We start from the raw sequence: 19,986 nt of genomic DNA, 5'->3' as shown, positions 1-19,986 counted from the left end.
GAAGCTCACTTCAGAGACGGCCGGGCCTAGATTGGACCAACCAGACAGTCCAAGAGTACCGTTACCCGGCCTTGCGGCGACGGGCTGGCTGGGGTTTCACGCGGGCTTCGATCTCGTCATAGACTTTGCCGACAATATCCTTGCCCGTCGCCTTCTCAATCCCTTCGAAGCCTGGCGAAGAATTCACCTCCAGCACCTTTGGCCCCGACTCAGAGCGCAGCAGGTCCACCCCGGCGATCCCAAGACCAAAGGCCCTCGCGGCGCGAACGGCGGTGTCGCGTTCTTCTTTGGAGATGCGCACAATCTTGGCCGAGCCGCCCCGGTGGAGGTTCGACCGGAAATCGCCATCGGCCCCGGTGCGTTTCATGGATGCCACGACCTTGCCCGCCACCACGAGACAGCGAATGTCCTCGCCCGCGGCTTCCTTGACGAAGTCCTGCACGAGGAAGTTGGCCCGCAACCCGCGGAAGGCGTCGATCACACTTTCGGCGGCTTTCTTGGTCTCGGCCAATACAACGCCTTTGCCTTGGGTCGATTCCAGCAGTTTCACGATCAGCGGCGCAGTGCCCACCAGCGCCATGAGGTTGCTGGTGTCCTTAGGTGACGCGGCAAAGGCGGTGGTCGGCATGCCGATCTTCTTGGAGGCCAGCACCTGATGCGCGTGCAGCTTGTCACGGCTGGCGGTGATCCCAGCAGAGCCGTTCACGCAATAGGTGCCGATGGTCTCGAACTGGCGGATGACAGCGGTGCCATAGGGCGTGATCGACGCGCCGATGCGCGGGATCACGGCGTCATAGCGGGGCAAGCGCTTGCCGTCGTAATGCACTTCAGGCGCCAGTTGGTTGATCGCCATATAACAACGCGTGGTGTCGATGACCTCGACCGTGTGGCCGCGTTCTTCGCCGACCTCGACGATTCGGCGGGTGGAGTAATTGTCCTCCCGGCTCAGCACCGCGATCCGCAGCGCGCGCTGTGGCGCGGCGGTCCGCAGGCTGGCGGTATGGTAAACGTCGTAGTTCAGATCGGGCTGCAAGCGCCGCTCGGTGGCCGAGATGTTGATATGCTCGGTCAGCGCCTGACGGCCCAAGAGCATACGGCTGGTCATGCCCGCACGGTTGGTCAGCGTCACGTCGATGGGCCAGCTCTGGCCACCAACCTCAAGCGTGGTGGCAATCACGAAGCGCTGTTCGGACTCGCCATTCGACGAAGTCACCTCGCGCCTGTCGATGATCGGAGCGGAACAGGTGATCGAGATATCCTCGCGCCCCGAAATCGGGTGCACGTTGAACCGCACCTTGGGCTTTGACGCGGGACCAAAGACTTCAATGTCATGGGCGTGCAGCGCCGAGGTGCGCGCGCCGGTGTCGACCTTCGCCTTGATCGCAGGCAGGCCCAGATCGGGCAGGGCGACCCATTCCTCCCAGCCGAATGTCAGTTTTTCCATGGCCTGCTCCTTTTGATTGTCTACGTGCCTACCGCGCGCATGGCGGCGCTACAAGCCGCGCTTACGACGGTTTGCCCATGTCGGCGGGGGCGGGGGGCAGCATGCGCTTGCCCTCGTCCTGTTCCATCTTGGCCGCCGCCGCCAGCAACCCTTCGCGGACGCGGCATTCGATGTCCCAGAAGGTCGCCGCATTGTCGGTCGGCAGTTCAAAACGGACCCTGATGCCAAAGGCATCTTGTTCGAGCACATGCACCTTGGCCTTGTCCATCGGCTTCACATCTTCGGGGTCTTCCTTTGACAGAAGATTAAAGAATTCATGGCGCAGCGCGTTGACGTCGGCGGTTTGCGACAAGGTCAGAATGATGGGGCGCACCATGGCATGATCCTCGATCGACCAGTTTTCAAAGGCGTCGGATACGAAATAGCTGACCGGCACAATCAGCCGTGTCCCGTTCCAGTTGAGCAGTTGCACGAAGGTGAAATGGATTTTCTCAACCGTGCAGAAATGCCCCTCGAAAATGAGCTGGTCGCCGATCCGGGCCGAGCGGTTCAGGGCGATCTGTACCGAGGCGAGGATATTGCCCAGCACCTCGCGCGCAGCAAAGCCGAGGATAATCGTCAGCGCACCGGCAGAGGCCAGGATCGATAGACCCAGTGTATTATCGGCGTTAATCGACACAAGGATCACGCCCGAGGCCACCAGAACGGCGATGACAATGACCCCTTTGCGCGCCGCCGCAATGGTCGTGGCGATGGAGCGCATATGCGCGTTCATCGGGTCGGCCAACTCATAGGCGTTGTTGGGGCTGATCCGGTCAAAAATCTCGTCAAAGGTAAAGACGATGGCCAAGGCCGCCGCGACCACATAGGCGATGAGCAGTATAGGGCTCAGCACCGCGTCGATCAGACCAGAGACCACAAGCACCCGACTGGTGGCTGTGCCAATGATAGCGGCACAAAGGGCAATCGCTGCGGGCCAGCGGAAGGACCGTAGCACAAAGCGCATCCAGCGTCGGTTCGCGGCCTCGCCCAAACGGCGCATCAGGCCAAAGGCAAACCAGCCGGCGATCAGCGCCGCCACCAGCAACACGGGTAGGAAAAGCACTTCCCAAAGATACATGCCCCAGAAGGCCCGGATGCGCATCCACTCCGGGAGAACGGTTTCAATATCGGTAGGCCCGTATTTCGCATGCAGCGGGGGGATGTTGTCGACGCTCTGGCGGGAGAAGACCCAAACCGGCTCGGCATCCTCTCCCGGTTTGACCCGGTTCAGCCGCAGCGGCACATCGTGGCCGCCAAGTTCCAGCCGGTCGATCAGCACCGAACGGCGCACGCGGCCCGTATCGTTGTCCTCGGACGATCCAGAGAGCCAGCCGTCGGGACGGTCGGCCAATTTGCTCCACGGCACCACGACCTTGCGTTCCATCAGCACCGCGAGCTGAAAGGCGCGCTCCGCCCCCAAGGCCGCCTGATTGCCTTGAGGCAGGTCCGACAGGTCCATGATATGGGCGGCGTCGCTGTAGTGGCCGTTCGAGGTCAGATAGATGAAGCTCTCCAGAGCTGCCATCGGTGTGCCACGGTCGAGGGTTTCGGGGGCAGGGGGCAGGCCGGGGTTCAGCTCTGTGGTCTCAAACCATTTCTCCTGCGCTTGCCCTACAGCCGCGCCAAAAAGCAGCCCCAAGGCCAGCACGATCCCCCCCATTAAGCGAGGAAGCAAGAGCGCAGTTGAGCGCGGGAGGGTCGTCAGGCGCAACATGGTCTGCGCAATGTAGTCTGGCATTCCACAGGTCAAGGCTGAGCGGCGTGCCGTGCTTTGGTCTCGCCGCCGTGGCACCTCAGTTCTCGTTAATGTCGCGGGTCACAATGCGCGCACCGCTCGACTGGCGACGAAAGACCAGCCGTAGCCCGATCCAAGCAATCAGCGATAAGATAGCAAAAAGCGCAAGCATGAGGGCGACGTTCATCGGCGCGAAGAGCGCCACGATCACCGCCATCGCCAGCGCACCCAACGCAAAGCCCAAGAAGATCGACCCCGGCAAGAGCAGTTCCACAACGCCAAGAAGCAAAGCTGCGCAAAGCCAGACCCACCAGAGTTCCAACCAACCCGCCATCAGCTTTTGCCCTTTAGCAGTTTGAACGCATCGCCAAATGCCTCAAGCGCCTGCGCGGGCACGACGATCGTCTGAGTGCCCGACCCTTTGCCCATGGCATTGAGCGCATCGACCTGTTTCAGCGCAATCTGATACTGCGCGGCCTCCAGCCCGTTTTCGTTAATCGCCGTAGCGACCACTTGGGTGGCATAGGCTTCGGCATCCGCCAGAATACGCCGCGCCTTGGCGGTTTGCTCTGAGGCGTAAAGCTCGGCTTCAGCGGCCAGTTCCACAGCGCGTTTGCTGCCTTCGGCCTCGGTCACCTGCGCACGGCGGGTACGCTCGGCATTGAGCTGCTGCATCATCGCGGCGCGGGTGGCGGCATCTAGGTTTACGTCGAGAATTTCTGCGCGGGTGACTTCGATCCCCCAACTATCCACCGCATCTTCAACACTGGCCTTTATCGTGGTAATCAACTGGCTGCGGTTGGCCTGCACCTCATCGAGGTCCATCTTGCCAATCTCGGCACGCACGATGCCCGCCACGGTGGTAGAGATCGCGCTGTCGACGTTACGGATGCGGTAGACGGTCTTTTCCGGCTCGGTGATGCGGTAAAAGACCGAGGTGTCGACCTGCACCAGTACGTTGTCGCGGGTGATGGCGTCTTGGCTGGCGGTGGGCAGTTGTCGCTCAAGGATCGAAATTTTATGCGCCACGCTGTCGATGAACGGCACGATCATATTGATCCCCGGCCCGAGCACCGCCCGCAACCGGCCAAAGCGTTCAATCACATGCTGCTCGGACTGGGGGACGATCTTGACGGATTTCAGGATCAGGATCACGACCAGCAGGGCCAGCAAGAGCCATGCGAGGTTGTTCTCCAGCAGGCCGATCAGCATGTCTTCGATGTCCAAGACGGTAATCCTTTGAAAAGTATAAATTTGCGTAATTCTCAGTATTTTAGCTTTATTGCATGTTTCACGCCACTGGTTTATCGCCCCAGTCGCAGCCAGAGAGGGCCAGACTATGACCAGCACCGGATTTACCAAACACGCGCAGGACGGCATGGCACGCAGCGGTGTCATCACGACTCCCCGCGGCGAGATCCGCACGCCCGCCTTTATGCCCGTGGGCACGGCGGCGACGGTCAAAGCGATGATGCCTGAAAGCGTGGCCTCGACGGGCGCGGACATTCTGCTGGGCAACACCTACCACCTGATGCTGCGCCCCACGGCGGAGCGGGTGGCCAAGCTCGGCGGGCTGCACAAGTTTATGAATTGGGACAAGCCGATCCTGACGGACTCAGGCGGCTTTCAGGTGATGAGCCTTGCCGGGCTGCGCAAGCTGACCGAGCGCGGCGTGACGTTTAAAAGCCATATCGACGGCTCCAAGCATGAGATCACGCCCGAACGCTCGATGGAAATTCAGGAGTTGCTGGGCTCCGACATCGTCATGTGTTTCGACGAATGCCCGGCACTCCCCGCCGACCGCGCCCGCATTGCCGAAAGCATGCGCCTGTCGATGCGCTGGGCGAAACGCAGCCGCGAGGCTTTTGGCGACCGTCCGGGGCATATGCTTTTCGGCATCCAGCAGGGCGGGTTGGAGCAGGACTTCCGCCAAGAGAGCGCCGAGGCGCTGCGCGAGATTGGATTTGACGGCTATGCCGTCGGTGGGCTGGCCGTGGGCGAGGGGCAGGAGGCGATGTTCTCTACCCTCGATTTCGCCACCGACATGCTGCCCGAGGACAAGCCGCGCTACCTGATGGGCGTGGGCAAGCCCGACGACATCGTCGGCGCCGTGGCGCGGGGCATCGATGTGATGGACTGCGTGCTGCCCTCCCGCTCGGGCCGGACGGGGCAGGTCTTTACCCGCATGGGCGTGCTCAACATCAAGAACGCGCGCCACATGGACGATCCGCGCCCGCTGGATGAGAATTGCAGTTGCCCGGCCTGCCAGAACTATTCCCGCGCCTATTTGCACCATGTTTTCCGCAGTCAGGAGATCATCTCTTCCATGCTGCTGACATGGCACAACCTGCAATATTATCAGGACATCATGGCAGGCATGCGCGAGGCCATCGCGGCGGGACGCTTCACACAGTGGCAGGCGGATTTCCACGCCGGGCGTGCGCAAGGCGATATCGACCCGCTTTAACCCAGCCTTCTCACGCGAAATTGTGTCAGACGATCCTTGCTGCAACGCGGCAGGGTCTTAGGTGACCTTGTACAGAACAAAGCAAGGAAAGGCCCTGATATGACCGAGAAGCTATTCACCCCCTTCACCGCCGGTGAGATTGAGGCCGATAACCGTCTTGTCATGGCGCCTCTGACGCGCAACCGGGCGGACAATGACACCGGCGAAGTCGCTGATATGCATGTCGATTACTACCGCCAGCGCGCTGGTGCGGGGATCATTATCACCGAGGCCACGCAGATCAGCCCCGAGGGCAAAGGGTACTTCCAGACCCCCGGCATCCATACCGAAGGTCAGGTTGCCGCTTGGCGCAAAGTAACCGATGCGGTGCATGAGGAGGGCGGTAAGATCGTCCTGCAACTATGGCACGTGGGCCGGATCAGTCATACCTCGTTGCAACCCGGCGGCGCACAGCCTGTAGCCCCTTCGGCCATCGCGGCTGGGGTTAAGACCTTCACCACGAACGGTTTTGAGGACACCTCCGAGCCGCGTGCGCTGGAATTGGACGAGATGCCGCGACTGGTCGCTGACTTTGCCCGCGCCGCCGAGATGGCCAAGAAGGCCGGGTTCGACGGGGTAGAGGTGCATGGGGCCAATGGCTATCTGCTAGACCAATTCCTCAAGACCGGCAGCAACCACCGCGACGATGCCTATGGCGGCAGTGTGGAAAACCGCGCCCGTCTGCTGTTTGAAGTCTTGGACGCCGTGACCGAGGTCTGGGGCGGCAACCGGGTAGGGCTGCGCCTCTCGCCGTTCTCTCCCGCGAATGGAATTAACGACGACAAGCCTCAGGAAACGTTTGAGTATATCGTAAAGGGGCTGAACCGCTATAACCTCGCCTATCTGCATCTCGTCGAGGGCGCCACTGGCGGCTCGCGGGCGCTGGAAGAGGGCGAAAGCATCAGAGCGCTGCGCAAGCTCTTTGACGGGCCGTACATGGCCAACAATGGCTATGACCGCGAGATGGCGATTGATGCTGTGGCCAGGGGCGAGGCCGATCTGATTGCTGTGGGCCGTCCCTTCATCGCGAATCCCGATTTGCCGCGCCGTTGGCAGATGAACGGACCGCTTAATGAAGGTGACAGCGACACCTATTATGGCGGTGGCCGCGAGGGTTATACCGACTATCCAGCGCTGGAAAAGACGGCGGCCTAAGCCCCGGATTGACGGGACATGAACAAAGAGCGCGGGGAATGGCATAAAATGGGCCAATCCCGCGCTTGCCTCCCCCTCGCAGGCAAGCGATGATGGGGCGATAAAACCCCGCATGGGGATTGAAACAGGCGGACGGGATGCACACATGTCCTGTCCAGAAAAGGGGATGTCAAAGGCCGCCTATGACAGGGGCCGGGATGTCTTGCTAAGATAAGGAATTGAGCATGTTAGAGCCACTGAACGCATCTTATCCGGTGCTTCCGCTGCGCGACATCGTCGTGTTTCCCCACATGATCGTGCCGCTTTTTGTGGGTCGCGATAAATCCGTCCGCGCGCTGGAAGAGGTCATGGCCGACGACAAGCAGATTCTGCTGTCGAGCCAGATTGACCCCGGTGAGGACGATCCCGACACCTCCGGCATCTTCAAGGCGGGCGTGCTGGCCAATGTGCTGCAACTGCTGAAACTGCCCGATGGCACCGTCAAGGTGTTGGTCGAAGGTCAGGCGCGGGTGCGCATCACCGAATACCTCGACAACGACAACTTCTTCGAGGCCCGCGCCGAGTATCTGACCGAGATGCCGGGTGACGCGGCCACCACGCAGGCGCTCTTGCGCACGGTGGCGGATGAGTTTGAGCGCTATGCCAAGGTCAAGAAAAACGTCCCCGAAGAAGCGCTCGCCGCCGTTGGTGAAAGTGCCGAGCCTGCACGTCTGGCCGACCTCGTGGCAGGCCACCTCGGCATCGAAGTCGAGCAAAAGCAGGACCTGCTAGAGACGCTGAGCATCTCTGAGCGGCTTGAGAAGGTCTACGGGTTGATGCAGGGCGAAATGTCCGTCTTGCAGGTCGAGAAAAAGATCAAAACCCGCGTCAAAAGCCAGATGGAGCGCACGCAGCGCGAATACTACCTGAATGAGCAGATGAAGGCCATTCAGCACGAGCTGGGCGATGGCGAAGACGGCAAGAACGAAGTGGCCGAGCTTGAAGCCCGTGTGGCCGAGACCAAGCTGAGCAAGGAAGCCCGTGAAAAGGCCGATGCCGAGATCAAAAAGCTCAAGAACATGAGCCCGATGTCTGCCGAAGCCACGGTCGTGCGCAACTACCTTGATTGGATGCTGTCGATCCCATGGGGCGTGAAGAGCCGCGTGAAAAAGGATTTGGGCAAGGCGCAAAAGGTGCTCGATGACGACCACTATGGCCTCGAGAAGGTCAAAGAGCGGATTGTCGAATATCTCGCCGTGCAACAGCGCTCGACCAAAATGAAAGGCCCGATCATGTGCCTCGTCGGCCCTCCGGGCGTCGGCAAGACATCCTTGGGCAAATCGGTCGCTAAAGCCACGGGGCGCGAGTTTATCCGCATCTCTCTCGGTGGCGTGCGTGATGAGTCAGAGATCCGCGGCCACCGCCGGACCTACATCGGCTCTATGCCCGGCAAGATCATCCAGGCGCTGAAAAAGGCCAAAACCACGAACCCGCTGATCCTCTTGGACGAGATCGATAAGATGGGGCAGGATTTCCGTGGTGACCCGGCCTCTGCCATGCTCGAAGTGCTTGATCCGGAACAGAACGGCACTTTCGTGGACCACTACTTGGAGGTGGAATACGACCTGTCGAACGTGATGTTCCTGACCACCTCGAACAGCTACAACATGCCCGGGCCGCTATTGGACCGGATGGAGATCATTCCGCTCTCGGGCTACACCGAGGACGAAAAGCGCGAGATCGCCAAGCAGCATCTGGTGGCCAAGCAGGTCAAGAACCACGGCCTGAAGGAGAAGGAGTTCAAGATTGAGGACTCCGCGCTGACCGGCATGATCCGCTACTACACCCGCGAGGCGGGCGTGCGGAACCTTGAGCGTGAGATCGCCAAGGTGGCGCGCAAGTCGCTGACCAAGATCGTCAAGAAAGAGGCCGAGAATGTCACCGTCACCGGCGACAACCTCGAAGACTTCCTTGGCGTGCGGAAACACCGCTTTGGTCTGGCCGAAGAGAAGGATCAGATCGGCGTTGTGACCGGGTTGGCCTATACCTCTGTCGGCGGCGAATTGCTGCAGATCGAAGCTTTGCGCCTGCCGGGTAAGGGCCGGATGAAGACCACGGGTAAGCTCGGCGATGTGATGAAAGAAAGCATCGACGCGGCAAGCTCCTATGTCCGCTCGATCAGCCCACAGATCGGGGTCAAACCGCCGAAGTTCGACACGCTGGACATTCACGTGCACGTTCCCGACGGTGCTACGCCTAAGGACGGCCCCTCGGCCGGTCTGGCGATGGTGACGTCGATTGTGTCGGTGCTGACGCAAATCCCCGTGCGCCGCGACATCGCGATGACGGGCGAGGTGTCCTTGCGCGGCAACGCGATGCCGATTGGCGGTTTGAAAGAGAAACTGCTCGCGGCCCTGCGCGGTGGCATCACCACGGTGCTGATCCCGCAGGAAAACGAGAAGGATCTGCCTGAGATCCCGGACAACGTGAAGGAAGGGCTGACCATCATTCCGGTGAACCACGTCTCCGAAGTGTTGGAGCATGCTTTGGTTAGCACGCCGAAAGCGATTGAATGGGACGAAGCCGCCCAGGAAGCCGCCGAGGCTGCCGCGATCAAAGCCCGCGCTGCCGGTGTGGATGCGACCACCACGCATTAATCCGCTAACTCGCTAGATGAAGAAAACGCGCGCTCGGAAAGGCGCGCGTTTTTGCTTTGGGGCTGGGTGAACAGAGCATTGGCGCGTGCCACAACTTTTGCGCCAAACCCTCTTGCAAGGCCCGCCGCAATTGGCTACTTCGCCCCGCAAGGGTGATTAGCTCAGTGGTAGAGCGCTTCGTTCACATCGAAGATGTCAGGAGTTCAAATCTCTTATCACCCACCATTTTCCCCCGTTCCGTCCCGGTCTGACCTTCTGCAACATAGGGGATTGTCCATTACTGACTGCCCGCTTGACGAACATCGCCGCTGACTGGCACCAAGTCAGACGCAACACGCAGCAGAAAGCCTCCGCATGCCCCAATACCCGCCGCTTTATGTTCTGCGCCACGGTGAAACGGCGTGGAATGCCGAAGGCAGGCTGCAGGGGCATTTCGATTCTCCACTAACAGCAACGGGCCGCGTTCAGGCGAGGGCGCAGAACAGTATTCTACGGAACCGCGACCTTATTGGCTTTGCTGCCCTCAGCAGCCCGCAGAGGCGCGCTCAGGACACGGCGGAACTCGCCTTAGATGGGCTGCTGCCGTACTCCTCCAGCGAAGGGCTTGCCGAGATCGGTGTAGGCGATTGGGCCGGGCGGAGCCGGGCCGAGTTGATGCAGGTCTGCCCAGAGGCGCGCGATACCTATGATCTCTACGAGCACGCCCCGAACGGCGAGGGATTCGCGGCGCTGCATGAGCGCTGCCGCCAGTTCTTGAGTAACCTGACAGGCCCGCATGTGCTAATCACCCACGGCATCACCTCCCGCATGTTGCGGCTGATCCTCTTGGGCCGCGAGTTAGAAGATCTGCGCGGGATGCAGGGCGGGCAGGGGGTCGTGTTCTACCTAAATGAAGGTGTTCAGCACAGACTGAAATTATAGGCTTGAAGCCCGCGCCAAGCTTGGCTAAGAGAGCCGCATCGGGTCGTTAGCTCAGTTGGTAGAGCGCTTCGTTTACACCGAAGATGTCGGGAGTTCGAGCCTCTCACGACCCACCACCTTCCCCCTTGTTTCTCTTTCGTTTAATCGGCTTGCATAGTAGTGGGCCCGTCCGCCCCGCGGCCAGTCTGGAGCGGGAGTTCGAGCCTCTCACGACCCACCATTCCCCCCCCGAGCATTCTATAGTGTTAACCGGTTTCTACGGTGGCGGATCCGGCGCCCACGCGTCAGGCACGCCCGCAAGCCTCGTCCAACCCAATCTCATCCGCCGCCAATTGCGCAAGCAACTCGACATGCACGTCCAGCGCGTCGATCACCTCAAAGCCGGGATTCTGTCCATCGAAGGCAAGGTTCAGGTCTGTCCCCGCTAGAACGATGGCCTCCGCTCCCAAATCTTCGACCATCCGCCGTCCTGCGTCGATAAACATCTGTCGCTGCGCCTCGCTACACCTGCCAGCCACGGCAACTTCCTGATAAGTTTGGCCGATTGTTTCGATCTCATCATCCAACGCCACGGTTTCGGTCTGCGAAAGCTGGCCATAAAGCCGAGTTCGCATCACTACGCGGGTGCCGAGCAAGCCCACACGCTGCACGCCTCGGCTGGCGAAATAGCTGTCGAGCGGGGTGACTGCCGAGATCAGGGGCAGGGGTGAGATGGCAGCTAATTCGTCAAAGCAGTAATGCGCGCCGAGGGAGGTGAGGGCGGCGACCTCGGCTCCGGCAGCTTTTAATTCCGTGACCTGCTGGGCGAAAATCTCCGCCTGCGGGGTGCGGGCGTCGGCGAGGTTGTTTTTGATCAACGTCTGGATGTCGCCATGGGACAGGGTCATGCGCAGCGTCGCTCCGCGGGCCTCTACTGCGGCTGCGAGACGTTGGTAATAGACAAGGCTTGCCGCCACGCCGATGCCGCCAATCAATCCGATATGCATGTGTTCCCCTCCCTCTAGGTCGCGGGCGACTAAACAGGGGCAGGCGGGGCCATTCAAGCGGCATCTCTTACTGCAGAAGTTGGCAGAACGGCCCAAGTCGAAATTTTTCAAATTTCCACCAAACCGCGCTTGACGGCGCAGTGCCCCCGCCATATTACACCCCAACGCTTCGGGGTGACCCGGAACGTGCAGCGGGCGGTTGTAGCTCAGTTGGTTAGAGTACCGGCCTGTCACGCCGGGGGTCGCGGGTTCGAGCCCCGTCAACCGCGCCACTGCTGCTTGAAAAGGGACCTCTTTGAGGTCCCTTTTTGCATTCCGGGGCGCCGGTATTTTCTTTTTCCGAAAGCCGCTTTTTCTGGGTCAAATGCGCTTGACGCCCCCCGCCGCTTGGCCTATTCCGCCCACATCGCGCGGTTGTAGCTCAGCTGGTTAGAGTACCGGCCTGTCACGCCGGGGGTCGCGGGTTCGAGCCCCGTCAACCGCGCCACTTTCCTTTTCTTTTGAAGTACTTCGCACGCCGAGAGGCGCCGCGCTCATCGTGCGTTTGCGCCTGTCGTAGGTGGTGCAGGGTGGGTGACCGGGCAGGCCCGATCACCCCGCGCTTCAGGTCAGCGCATCGAGGATTCGCGCCCAGGAACGGATGCCCTTGTGAAAGCTCTCCATGTCGTATTTTTCGTTGGGGGAGTGGATTTGATCATCGTCCTTGCCGAAGCCGACCAGCATCGGTTCGGTCCCCAGCAGCGTCTGGAAATACCCGGCAATCGGGATCGACCCGCCGCAGCCGATATAGGCCGCGGGCACCTGCCATTCGTCGCTGAGCGCTTGGCGCGCGGGTTCGAACATCGGGTGGCCCGTCTCAACGCCTGACGCCGGACCAGCGCCGTGGCCGGAGAACTCGACAGTGCAATCTTCGGGCATCATCTCGCGTACCATATTGCGGAAGTTTTCGCGGATGGCGAAAGGATCCTGCGTGCCGACAAGGCGGAAGCTAATCTTGGCATGGGCTTGGCTGGGTAGAACGGTCTTGAACCCATCGCCGGTATAGCCGCCCCAGATGCCGTTGACGTCGCAGGTGGGGCGCGACCAGATCATCTCAAGCGGGGTGCGGTCTTGCTCGCCTGCAGGCTGGCTCAGACCCACATCGCCAAGGAAGCTGGCGTGGTCAAAGGCCAGACCCTGCCACTGTGCCTCTAGCTCTTCGGACAGCTCTGGCACGCCGTCGTAGAAGCCGGGCACGGTGATGCGGCCCGTATCGTCATGCAGCGCGGCCACGACTTTGCCGAGCACGCGGATCGGGTTCATCGCGATGCCGCCGAACATACCGGAATGCAGATCTTTGTCGGGTGCGGTGATGGTCAGCTCTTCGCCCAAAAGCCCGCGCAGCATGGTAACGATGGCGGGGGTCTTGGATTCGAAAAGCCCCGTGTCGCAGATCATCGCCACATCGGCTTTCAACTCATCCGCGTTCTCTTTCATGAAGGGGATCAGCGAGGGTGAGCCGCTTTCCTCTTCGCCCTCAAGAAAGAAGGTGATGCGGCAGGGCCAGTCGCCTTTCACCTCTTTCCACGCGCGCAGGGCTTCGATGATGGTCATCAACTGGCCCTTGTCGTCCGCGGCACCCCGACCCCGGATCACGCGGCCCTTGTCGGTGTCCTCGATCGCGGGATCAAAGGGGTCCCGGTCCCAAAGCTCCAGCGGGTCGACGGGCTGCACGTCATAGTGGCCGTAGAACAGCAGATGCGGTTTGCCTTCGCCCACATGGCCCACGACCATGGGGTGGCCGGGGGTGGCGCGTTTTTCGGCCTCAACGCCCATGGATTGCAGATCGGCCACGAGCCAGTCCGCCGCGCGGTCGCAGTCTTCTTTATAGGCCGGATCGGTCGAGATCGACGGGATGCGCAGCAGCTCCAGCAGACGGTCGGTTGCGGCGGGCAGATCGGTGTCGATCCGGGCGAGAACATCGTCGAGTGACATGGCTAGGACTTCCTTGCGCTGTGATTTTGGCGCGAAGGTATCAGGCGGGCAGGGGGTGTCCAGTGGCTGCCTTAGAAGGTGAGCGCGAGACGGCTGCCTTCTGGCGTCAAAGAGGTGTCGAGCTCACCGCTCAACTGCGATGCTGCGGCGGACATAAGCGTTTGGCCAAGGCTGCCGGGGCGCGACAGCCCGCCGCTCTGCGAGCCGATGCCGTCGTCCTGACAGGTCAGGCGATAGGTGCCATCGGTGAGGGAGAGGTCAATCTGGATTTGGCCCGCCGTCTTATCCGGGTAGCCATGTTTGATGGAGTTCGCGGCAAATTCGCTCACCACCAGCCCCATGGCCGAAGCCGCGCCCGCGCTTACCGTTACGGCATCGCTGCGGCAGCTGATGGTCACATGGGCGGGGGCGGTGTCTTGCAGCAGTTGCACGACCTGCGCGAGGAAGGAGGCAGCGTCGACCTCGTCGCGGCCGTCGCTGTGCTGCAATTCGCCGTGCAGGGAGGCCACAGACTGCACCCGACGCTGGATCGCTTCGATCACCTCGCTCGCGTTGTCCTCCTTTAATCCGCGGGCATGGAGGCGGATCATCGCGCCGAGTGTCTGCAGAGAGTTCTTCACACGGTGATCGGCTTCGCTCATCAGTACCGCCTGACGACGCAGGGCAAGGCGCAGGTCGAGCTGCTTCATCACCTGACGCGACAGCACTTCGACCGCGTTGCGTTGTGCCTCCGTGAGCCGGCGCGGCTCGTTGTCGAGGATACAAAGCGTCCCAAGTGGCAAGCCGTTCGGCGCGACCAAGAGGGCACCGGCATAGAAACGCAGACCGTTCTCGTCGGTGCAAAGCGGGTTGTCCGCCATGCGAGGGTCGTTGAGCGTATCCGGGATCTCAACGAAAGGCGCTTCGAGAATGGCGTGCGAGCAAAGCGAAGTTTCCAGCGGCGTTTCGCGCGCATTCAGTCCAACCTCGGCTTTGAACCACTGACGATCCTTGTCGATCAGATTAATGACCGAGATCGGCGCATCACAGATCTGCGCCGCAAGGGCGACGATCTCATCGAAATCCGCCTCGCGCGGGGTATCGAGAATATCGTAATCGTAAAGGGTGCGCAGGCGTTGGGCCTGCTGAGGGTGCGGAGTGGCGCGCAAGGCTTTGTCTTTCCTGAGTAAGCCTCCTCAAAATAGCAATCGCTGCGAACATACAAGCAATCATTGGGAAAACGGTGGGGATCGGCCTATCTGGTTCCCCGGGCCGCGCCCCCTGCGACAGTTCGCCCCTTGCGGCGCGGCGATAAGAGATTGAAGAGAGGGGTAGGAATCTGTAACCATTCCAAAAAGTGAATATGGGTGTCTGGCCCTCTCGCTTGCAGGCCGGCCCGACGGAGGAGCGCAATGGACTACTCGGAAAAACTCGACGCGGCGATTGCGCGCCTGCATGACGAAGGCCGCTACCGGACCTTTATCGACATTGAACGCCGCAACGGTCAGTTCCCTCATGCGGTCTGGACCAAGCCGGACGGCAGCACGCAGGATATCACTGTCTGGTGCGGAAACGACTACCTCGGCATGGGGCAGAACCCTGTCGTGATCGAAGCGATGGAGGAGGCTCTGCGCGCCACCGGCGCTGGCTCGGGCGGTACGCGCAACATCTCCGGCACGACGATCTACCACAAACGGCTTGAGGCTGAGCTGGCCGATCTGCATGGCAAGGAAGCAGCGCTGCTGTTCACTTCCGCCTATATCGCCAATGATGCGACGCTCTCGACGCTGCCAAAGCTGTTCCCCGGTCTGATCATCTATTCCGACGCGTTGAACCATGCGAGCATGATCGAAGGCGTGCGCCGCAACGGCGGGGCCAAGCGCATCTTCCGTCACAACGATGTGGCCCACCTGCGCGAGCTGATGGAAGCCGACGACCCGGCCGCGCCCAAACTGATCGCTTTCGAATCGATCTATTCGATGGACGGCGATTTCGGCCCGATCGAAGAGATATGCGACCTCGCCGACGAGTTCGGCGCGCTGACCTATATCGACGAAGTGCATGCCGTGGGCATGTACGGCCCGCGCGGGGCAGGGGTGGCGGAACGCGACCGTCTGATGCACCGGCTCGACATCATTAATGGCACGCTGGCCAAGGCTTACGGCGTGATGGGTGGCTATATCGCGGCTTCGGCCAAGATGTGCGACGCCATTCGCTCCTATGCGCCGGGCTTTATCTTTACCACCTCTCTGCCGCCAGCGGTGGCCGCGGGCGCGGCTGCATCAGTGGCCTATCTCAAACGTGCGCCAGAATTGCGAGAGAAACACCAGCAGCAAGCTAAGGCTCTGAAGTTGCGCCTGAAAGGTCTCGGCCTTCCGATCATCGATCACGGCAGCCACATCGTGCCAGTGATGGTCGGCAACCCAGTCCATACCAAGCTGCTGTCTGACATGCTGCTTGAAGATCACGGCATCTACGTCCAGCCGATCAACTTTCCGACGGTCCCGCGTGGCACCGAACGGTTGCGCTTTACGCCGTCGCCCGTACATGGGCCTAAGGAGATGGACGCGCTTGTGCGGGGGATGGACTCACTCTGGTCTCATTGTGCGCTGAATCGTGCCGAAGCAGCCGGTTAATACGCTGTTGTTCGTGTTTTCCGTTGTCTTATGCTAGTCTTGACGCAAGAAAAGGCTAAATCCGAATCGTTGGGGCGCATTCGGGCTAAGGCTAAAGGCATAATAGGGACAGGGCATATTGATGATCGGGCGATGGGCCTCCAAATCCGCTGAGGACGAAACCGTTGAACCTAAAGGGTTTGACGCATTCGAATTGCGGCTGGGGGACGTTATGCGTGGTGAACGCGCGACGCTCGGGAAATCCCTGCTCGACGTGCAACGCGAGTTGCGGATTAAAGCCTCCTACATCGCTGCCATTGAAAACTGCGACCCTGATGCCTTTGACACGCCGGGGTTTATCGCAGGCTATGTGCGGTCCTATGCACGTTACCTGAACATGGATCCGGATCAGGCTTTTGCCGCCTTTTGCAAGGAATCCGGCTTTGCCGTGGCGCATGGTATGTCCGCTGAGGCTTCGGTCGTTAAGAAGCCCAGTTTCGAAGACCGCCGTAAATCCCCGAAAGATGATGATCTCTTCGCCCGTCCGAACACACCCTTCGTGCCGGTGGGGGACGGGCTACTTAGCCGGATCGAACCCGGTGCCGTGGGCTCTTCGCTTGTTCTCATTGCGTTGATCTCGGCCATCGGTTTTGGTGGCTGGACCGTGCTGAAAGAAGTGCAGCGCGTGCAGGTTGCTCCGGTGGACCAGACACCGGTTGTCCTTTCCGATCTTGATCCTCTGGACGGCGCTCTTGCGAGCGCGCCGGATGCCGAGGACGATTCCGCTGCACCTCGCAGCATGGAAAGCCCGCGCGCCGACGCGCTGGACCGGCTCTATCGCCCGCAGGCATTGGATGTGCCGGTGTTGGTTGCCCGCGACGCGCCAATCGCTTCCATCGACCCACGCTCGGTAAGCAATTTCCCAACGCCTGACCGCCCCGACCCGGGATCTCAAAATACGATGGTCGCAGAAGAGGATGGCACCATCTCTGACGCCATTAACGATGCGCTGATGCTGGCCAACGCTGACGGCGAACTGCCCAAACCGCAGGTGGTCGAGCCGATAGCGGAAAGCGTGCGTATGGTCGCGGCCTATCCTTCTTGGGTCCGCGTCCGCGCCGCAGATGGGACAGTCATCTTCGAAGGTGTGATGAACAAGGGCGACACCTATGATGTCCCCGTCACAGAAGAGCCGCCAACCCTGCGGACGGGTGAATCCGGTGCGCTTTATTTCGCGATGGCGGACGGCTGCTTTGGCCCCGTCGGCCCGCGCGGTGCCGTGACCTCGAACGTGCCGCTGCACCAACAGGCGCTGGCTGAGCTTTACCAACCCGTCGATCCCGCCGCCGAGCAATCGCTCAGCCGCATGTTTGCCGACCTCGAAGGCTCTATCGAACCGTCGGCGCTGGCCGCCATGCCCTGCAAGAGCTAGCAGGCGCTTCCCGGGCGCGATCCCACTTCCTTGCCATTGCACAAGCGATCCTGCCTGACTAGGTATGGGCCAATGCCCTTGATCCGCGAAAGGTGTCTTTATGTCGCTTCATTCCATCCGCCCTTGGCGCGAGATTCCGCGTCGCAAATCGCGGCAGATCATGGTGGGCAATGTGCCGGTCGGGGGCGACGCGCCGATCACCGTTCAGACCATGACCAATACGCTGACGACTGATGTCGCCGGGACGATCGCGCAGGTCCAAGCGGCTGCCGACGCGGGTGCGGATATCGTCCGGGTATCAGTGCCCGATGAGGCGTCGTCAAAGGCGCTGCGTGAGATTGTGCCAGAGGTTTCCGTGCCGATCGTGGCGGACATCCATTTCCACTACAAACGCGGGATCGAAGCCGCCGAAGCTGGTGCCGCTTGTCTGCGGATCAACCCCGGTAACATTGGGGATGAAAAGCGCGTTCGCGAGGTCATCAAGGCCGCACGAGACCACAACTGTTCGATCCGCATCGGCGTGAACGCAGGCTCACTGGAGCGACACCTGTTAGAGAAATACGGCGAGCCGTGCCCAGATGCGATGGTCGAAAGCGGGCTCGATCATATCAAAATCCTGCAGGACAATGACTTCCACGAATTTAAAATCTCCTGCAAAGCCTCGGACGTTTTTATGGCGGCGGCCGCCTATCAACAGCTGGCCGATGCCACCGATGCGCCTATCCATCTTGGCATTACCGAAGCGGGCGGGCTGATGTCCGGCACGATCAAATCGGCCATCGGTCTGGGCAATTTGTTGTGGAGCGGAATTGGCGATACGATCCGTGTGTCCCTCTCGGCTGATCCGGTCGAAGAGGTCAAAGTCGGCTATGAAATCCTAAAATCGCTCGGGTTGCGCCACCGGGGTGTGAACATCATTTCCTGCCCCTCCTGCGCCCGGCAGGGGTTTGACGTGATCAAAACGGTAGAGGCGCTGGAGAAGCGGCTTGAGCATATCAAAACACCGATGAGTCTTTCAATCATCGGCTGCGTTGTGAACGGGCCGGGGGAAGCGCTGATGACTGACGTCGGGTTCACCGGCGGCGGCGCGGGGTCGGGGATGGTCTATCTTGCTGGTAAGCAGAGCCATAAGCTGGGCAACGAAGGCATGATCGACCACATCGTCGAGCAGGTCGAGGAACGGGCGGCAAAGATCGAAGCCGAGTCTGCAAAAGAGGCGGCAGAATAAGGACTTACAGTCCGTTGCTCATTCAGTGCTTTAGGGGTTGCTCAGGTATTTCTGCAAAACGACCTGCGGCATGTGACCGCGCAGGATCATATTCGGCAGAACATAGAAGGGCGCTTCCCTCAGCCCGAGGTCTTCAGCCCATGCCTTCGCTTCCGGCGAAGCAAGGTCATGCAAGATGAAGTCGATCTCGTAAGTCTTTGCAAGGTCGTCTAATTCTTGCGCTGCATCTGCGCAGCCAGCACAGCCTTCGGCGATGAAAAGCGCAATATCATTCCCCTCTAGCAAGGTCGGAGCAAGCCGGTCCAGTAAGCTGAGGTCATCCGCAATATACTGCTGCATTTCAGAGCGCGCCGGCTGCGGCCCGGCCAACGCCTCGGCGATCACATCGCCATTGGCGAGGATCGCCGCGCGCAACTCAGCCTCGAAAGCCGCACGCTGTGCGGGGGGCATCTCGGCCAACTCACTGGCCGCGGCGGGCGCGGCCAGCGACAGCGTTATGAGAACGCCAAGCGCCCGGATCATCAGCCGCGCTTTTCCTCCACGAGAGCCATCATCTGGTCATAGGGCAGGTAGCCGCGCAGCATTTCGTCCTGCATCACGAAGGTCGGTGTGCCGGTGATCTGCAGCTTCTGCGCCAGCGCGCGGGTCTGGGCGATCTCTTGGGTCACCTCTTCGCTGTCCATCTTGGCCTCAATCGCCTCGGCATCCAGATCAAAGCTTTCGGCCAAGCGGCGCAGGGCGGGCATTGTGATGTCGCCGTTGAAGGCCATCAGCGCGTCGTTCAACTGCTTGTATTCGTCATCGCCGGCGACCTGTTTTGTCGCCACCGCAAAACGCGAGGCCAACATGGATTGCTCGCCCAAGATCGGAAACTCTTTGACGATCATTTTGATATTGCCGTCTGTTTCCAGAAGCTTGGCCACTTCATCATGGGCGCGTTTGCAATAGCCGCAGCGGTAGTCGAGGAATTCGACCAGCGTGATGTCGCCCTCAGGATTGCCGCCCACCCAAGAATAGCCGTCGTTGAAAATTTCATCAGCATGGGCGGTGACAAGGTCAAAATCCGCCTGCATCTGAGCTTCGGCCTGACGGTTCTGCATCTGCTCGACCGCCTGCAGGATCACCTCGGGGTTCTCCATGAGATAGGCACGGACCTCGGCGCGGAACTGGGCGCGCTCGGCGTCGGTCAATTCGGTCAGGTCCATCGCCTGTGCGGGGGCGGTGAGGGCCAGTGCGCTGGCAAAGGCGGGGGCGATCAAACGGGCAAACATGGGCGGACCTTTCGGTGAAACTGCGAAATAGGGGCCGAGGGTTGACGCCCGGCATTAGGCGA

The 19,986-nt window shown here is 60.7% G+C and carries 16 protein-coding genes and 4 tRNA genes; 11 read left to right on the top strand and 9 right to left on the bottom strand.

What is annotated here, in order from left to right:
* Positions 1–61: 61 nt before the first annotated feature.
* The 4 genes from rimK to BLS57_RS03610 all read right to left on the bottom strand — a co-directional run bounded on the left by rimK (position 62) and on the right by BLS57_RS03610 (position 4,433).
* Positions 62–1,444: a 30S ribosomal protein S6--L-glutamate ligase gene (gene rimK / locus BLS57_RS03625; RefSeq protein WP_093739311.1), complete on the bottom strand. Its 1,383-nt coding sequence runs from the start codon at positions 1,442–1,444 to the stop codon at positions 62–64.
* Positions 1,445–1,505: 61 nt separating this feature from the next.
* Positions 1,506–3,224, bottom strand: a complete 1,719-nt coding sequence (locus tag BLS57_RS03620; RefSeq protein WP_093739309.1) for a mechanosensitive ion channel family protein — start codon at positions 3,222–3,224, stop codon at positions 1,506–1,508.
* Positions 3,225–3,279: 55 nt separating this feature from the next.
* Positions 3,280–3,555, bottom strand: a complete 276-nt coding sequence (locus BLS57_RS03615; RefSeq protein WP_093739307.1) for an NfeD family protein — start codon at positions 3,553–3,555, stop codon at positions 3,280–3,282.
* Positions 3,555–4,433, bottom strand: coding sequence for an SPFH domain-containing protein (locus BLS57_RS03610; protein WP_093740284.1), 879 nt, complete (start codon positions 4,431–4,433; stop codon positions 3,555–3,557). The genes BLS57_RS03615 and BLS57_RS03610 overlap by 1 nt, the downstream gene beginning before the upstream one ends.
* 127 nt (positions 4,434–4,560) lie before the next feature.
* Between BLS57_RS03610 and tgt the strand changes: the two genes are divergently transcribed.
* From tgt to BLS57_RS03580, 6 genes are all read left to right on the top strand, one after another.
* Positions 4,561–5,688: a tRNA guanosine(34) transglycosylase Tgt gene (tgt, locus tag BLS57_RS03605; RefSeq protein ID WP_093739305.1), complete on the top strand. Its 1,128-nt coding sequence runs from the start codon at positions 4,561–4,563 to the stop codon at positions 5,686–5,688.
* Positions 5,689–5,787: 99 nt separating this feature from the next.
* The gene (locus BLS57_RS03600; protein ID WP_093739303.1) at positions 5,788–6,882 is read left to right on the top strand and encodes an alkene reductase; all 1,095 of its coding nucleotides are present in this window, start codon (positions 5,788–5,790) and stop codon (positions 6,880–6,882) included.
* A 224-nt stretch (positions 6,883–7,106) separates the two neighbouring features.
* The gene (gene lon, locus BLS57_RS03595; RefSeq protein ID WP_093739301.1) at positions 7,107–9,518 is read left to right on the top strand and encodes an endopeptidase La; all 2,412 of its coding nucleotides are present in this window, start codon (positions 7,107–7,109) and stop codon (positions 9,516–9,518) included.
* A gap of 150 nt (positions 9,519–9,668) precedes the next feature.
* Positions 9,669–9,743, top strand: a tRNA-Val gene (locus BLS57_RS03590).
* A 129-nt stretch (positions 9,744–9,872) separates the two neighbouring features.
* Positions 9,873–10,439, top strand: coding sequence for a histidine phosphatase family protein (locus tag BLS57_RS03585; RefSeq protein ID WP_093739299.1), 567 nt, complete (start codon positions 9,873–9,875; stop codon positions 10,437–10,439).
* Positions 10,440–10,479: 40 nt separating this feature from the next.
* Positions 10,480–10,555: transfer RNA gene (locus BLS57_RS03580), tRNA-Val, on the top strand.
* A 168-nt stretch (positions 10,556–10,723) separates the two neighbouring features.
* Here the strand turns inward: BLS57_RS03580 and BLS57_RS03575 are convergent.
* The gene (locus BLS57_RS03575) at positions 10,724–11,425 is read right to left on the bottom strand and encodes an aspartate/glutamate racemase family protein (protein ID WP_167356365.1); all 702 of its coding nucleotides are present in this window, start codon (positions 11,423–11,425) and stop codon (positions 10,724–10,726) included.
* 195 nt (positions 11,426–11,620) lie between these two features.
* Between BLS57_RS03575 and BLS57_RS03570 the strand changes: the two genes are divergently transcribed.
* Both BLS57_RS03570 and BLS57_RS03565 read left to right on the top strand, forming a co-directional pair.
* Positions 11,621–11,697: transfer RNA gene (locus tag BLS57_RS03570), tRNA-Asp, on the top strand.
* A 138-nt stretch (positions 11,698–11,835) separates the two neighbouring features.
* Positions 11,836–11,912 (top strand) — tRNA-Asp (locus tag BLS57_RS03565).
* A gap of 116 nt (positions 11,913–12,028) precedes the next feature.
* Here BLS57_RS03565 and BLS57_RS03560 read toward each other — a convergent pair.
* Both BLS57_RS03560 and BLS57_RS03555 read right to left on the bottom strand, forming a co-directional pair.
* Positions 12,029–13,399 carry a M20/M25/M40 family metallo-hydrolase gene (locus tag BLS57_RS03560; RefSeq protein WP_093739295.1) on the bottom strand — a complete coding sequence of 457 codons (1,371 nt, stop codon included), beginning with the start codon at positions 13,397–13,399 and terminating at the stop codon, positions 12,029–12,031.
* Between the two features lie 71 nt (positions 13,400–13,470).
* Positions 13,471–14,547: a sensor histidine kinase gene (locus tag BLS57_RS03555; RefSeq protein ID WP_093739293.1), complete on the bottom strand. Its 1,077-nt coding sequence runs from the start codon at positions 14,545–14,547 to the stop codon at positions 13,471–13,473.
* 243 nt (positions 14,548–14,790) lie between these two features.
* Between BLS57_RS03555 and hemA the strand changes: the two genes are divergently transcribed.
* The 3 genes from hemA (at position 14,791) to ispG (ending at position 18,653) form a co-directional block, all read left to right on the top strand.
* Entirely contained in the window at positions 14,791–16,014 is a 1,224-nt protein-coding gene (gene hemA, locus BLS57_RS03550) for a 5-aminolevulinate synthase (protein WP_093739291.1), read from the top strand.
* 121 nt (positions 16,015–16,135) lie between these two features.
* Positions 16,136–17,425, top strand: a complete 1,290-nt coding sequence (locus BLS57_RS03545) for a helix-turn-helix domain-containing protein (protein WP_093739289.1) — start codon at positions 16,136–16,138, stop codon at positions 17,423–17,425.
* Between the two features lie 100 nt (positions 17,426–17,525).
* The gene (gene ispG / locus BLS57_RS03540) at positions 17,526–18,653 is read left to right on the top strand and encodes a flavodoxin-dependent (E)-4-hydroxy-3-methylbut-2-enyl-diphosphate synthase (protein ID WP_093739287.1); all 1,128 of its coding nucleotides are present in this window, start codon (positions 17,526–17,528) and stop codon (positions 18,651–18,653) included.
* Positions 18,654–18,683: 30 nt separating this feature from the next.
* Here the strand turns inward: ispG and BLS57_RS03535 are convergent, their stop codons facing one another.
* Both BLS57_RS03535 and BLS57_RS03530 read right to left on the bottom strand, forming a co-directional pair.
* Positions 18,684–19,175 (bottom strand): hypothetical protein, encoded by a 492-nt coding sequence (locus BLS57_RS03535; protein ID WP_093739285.1) that lies wholly within the window; start codon positions 19,173–19,175, stop codon positions 18,684–18,686.
* A complete protein-coding gene (locus tag BLS57_RS03530) occupies positions 19,175–19,924 on the bottom strand; it encodes a DsbA family protein (protein WP_093739283.1) in 750 nt (249 codons plus the stop codon). Before BLS57_RS03530 ends, BLS57_RS03535 begins: the two co-directional genes overlap by 1 nt.
* Positions 19,925–19,986: the final 62 nt, after the last annotated feature.

The organism is Sulfitobacter delicatus, from assembly GCF_900102535.1.
Lineage (GTDB): Bacteria > Pseudomonadota > Alphaproteobacteria > Rhodobacterales > Rhodobacteraceae > Sulfitobacter > Sulfitobacter delicatus.
The sequence above is the reverse complement of the archived record's forward strand: the minus strand, read 5'-3'. Positions and strand labels throughout refer to the sequence as shown.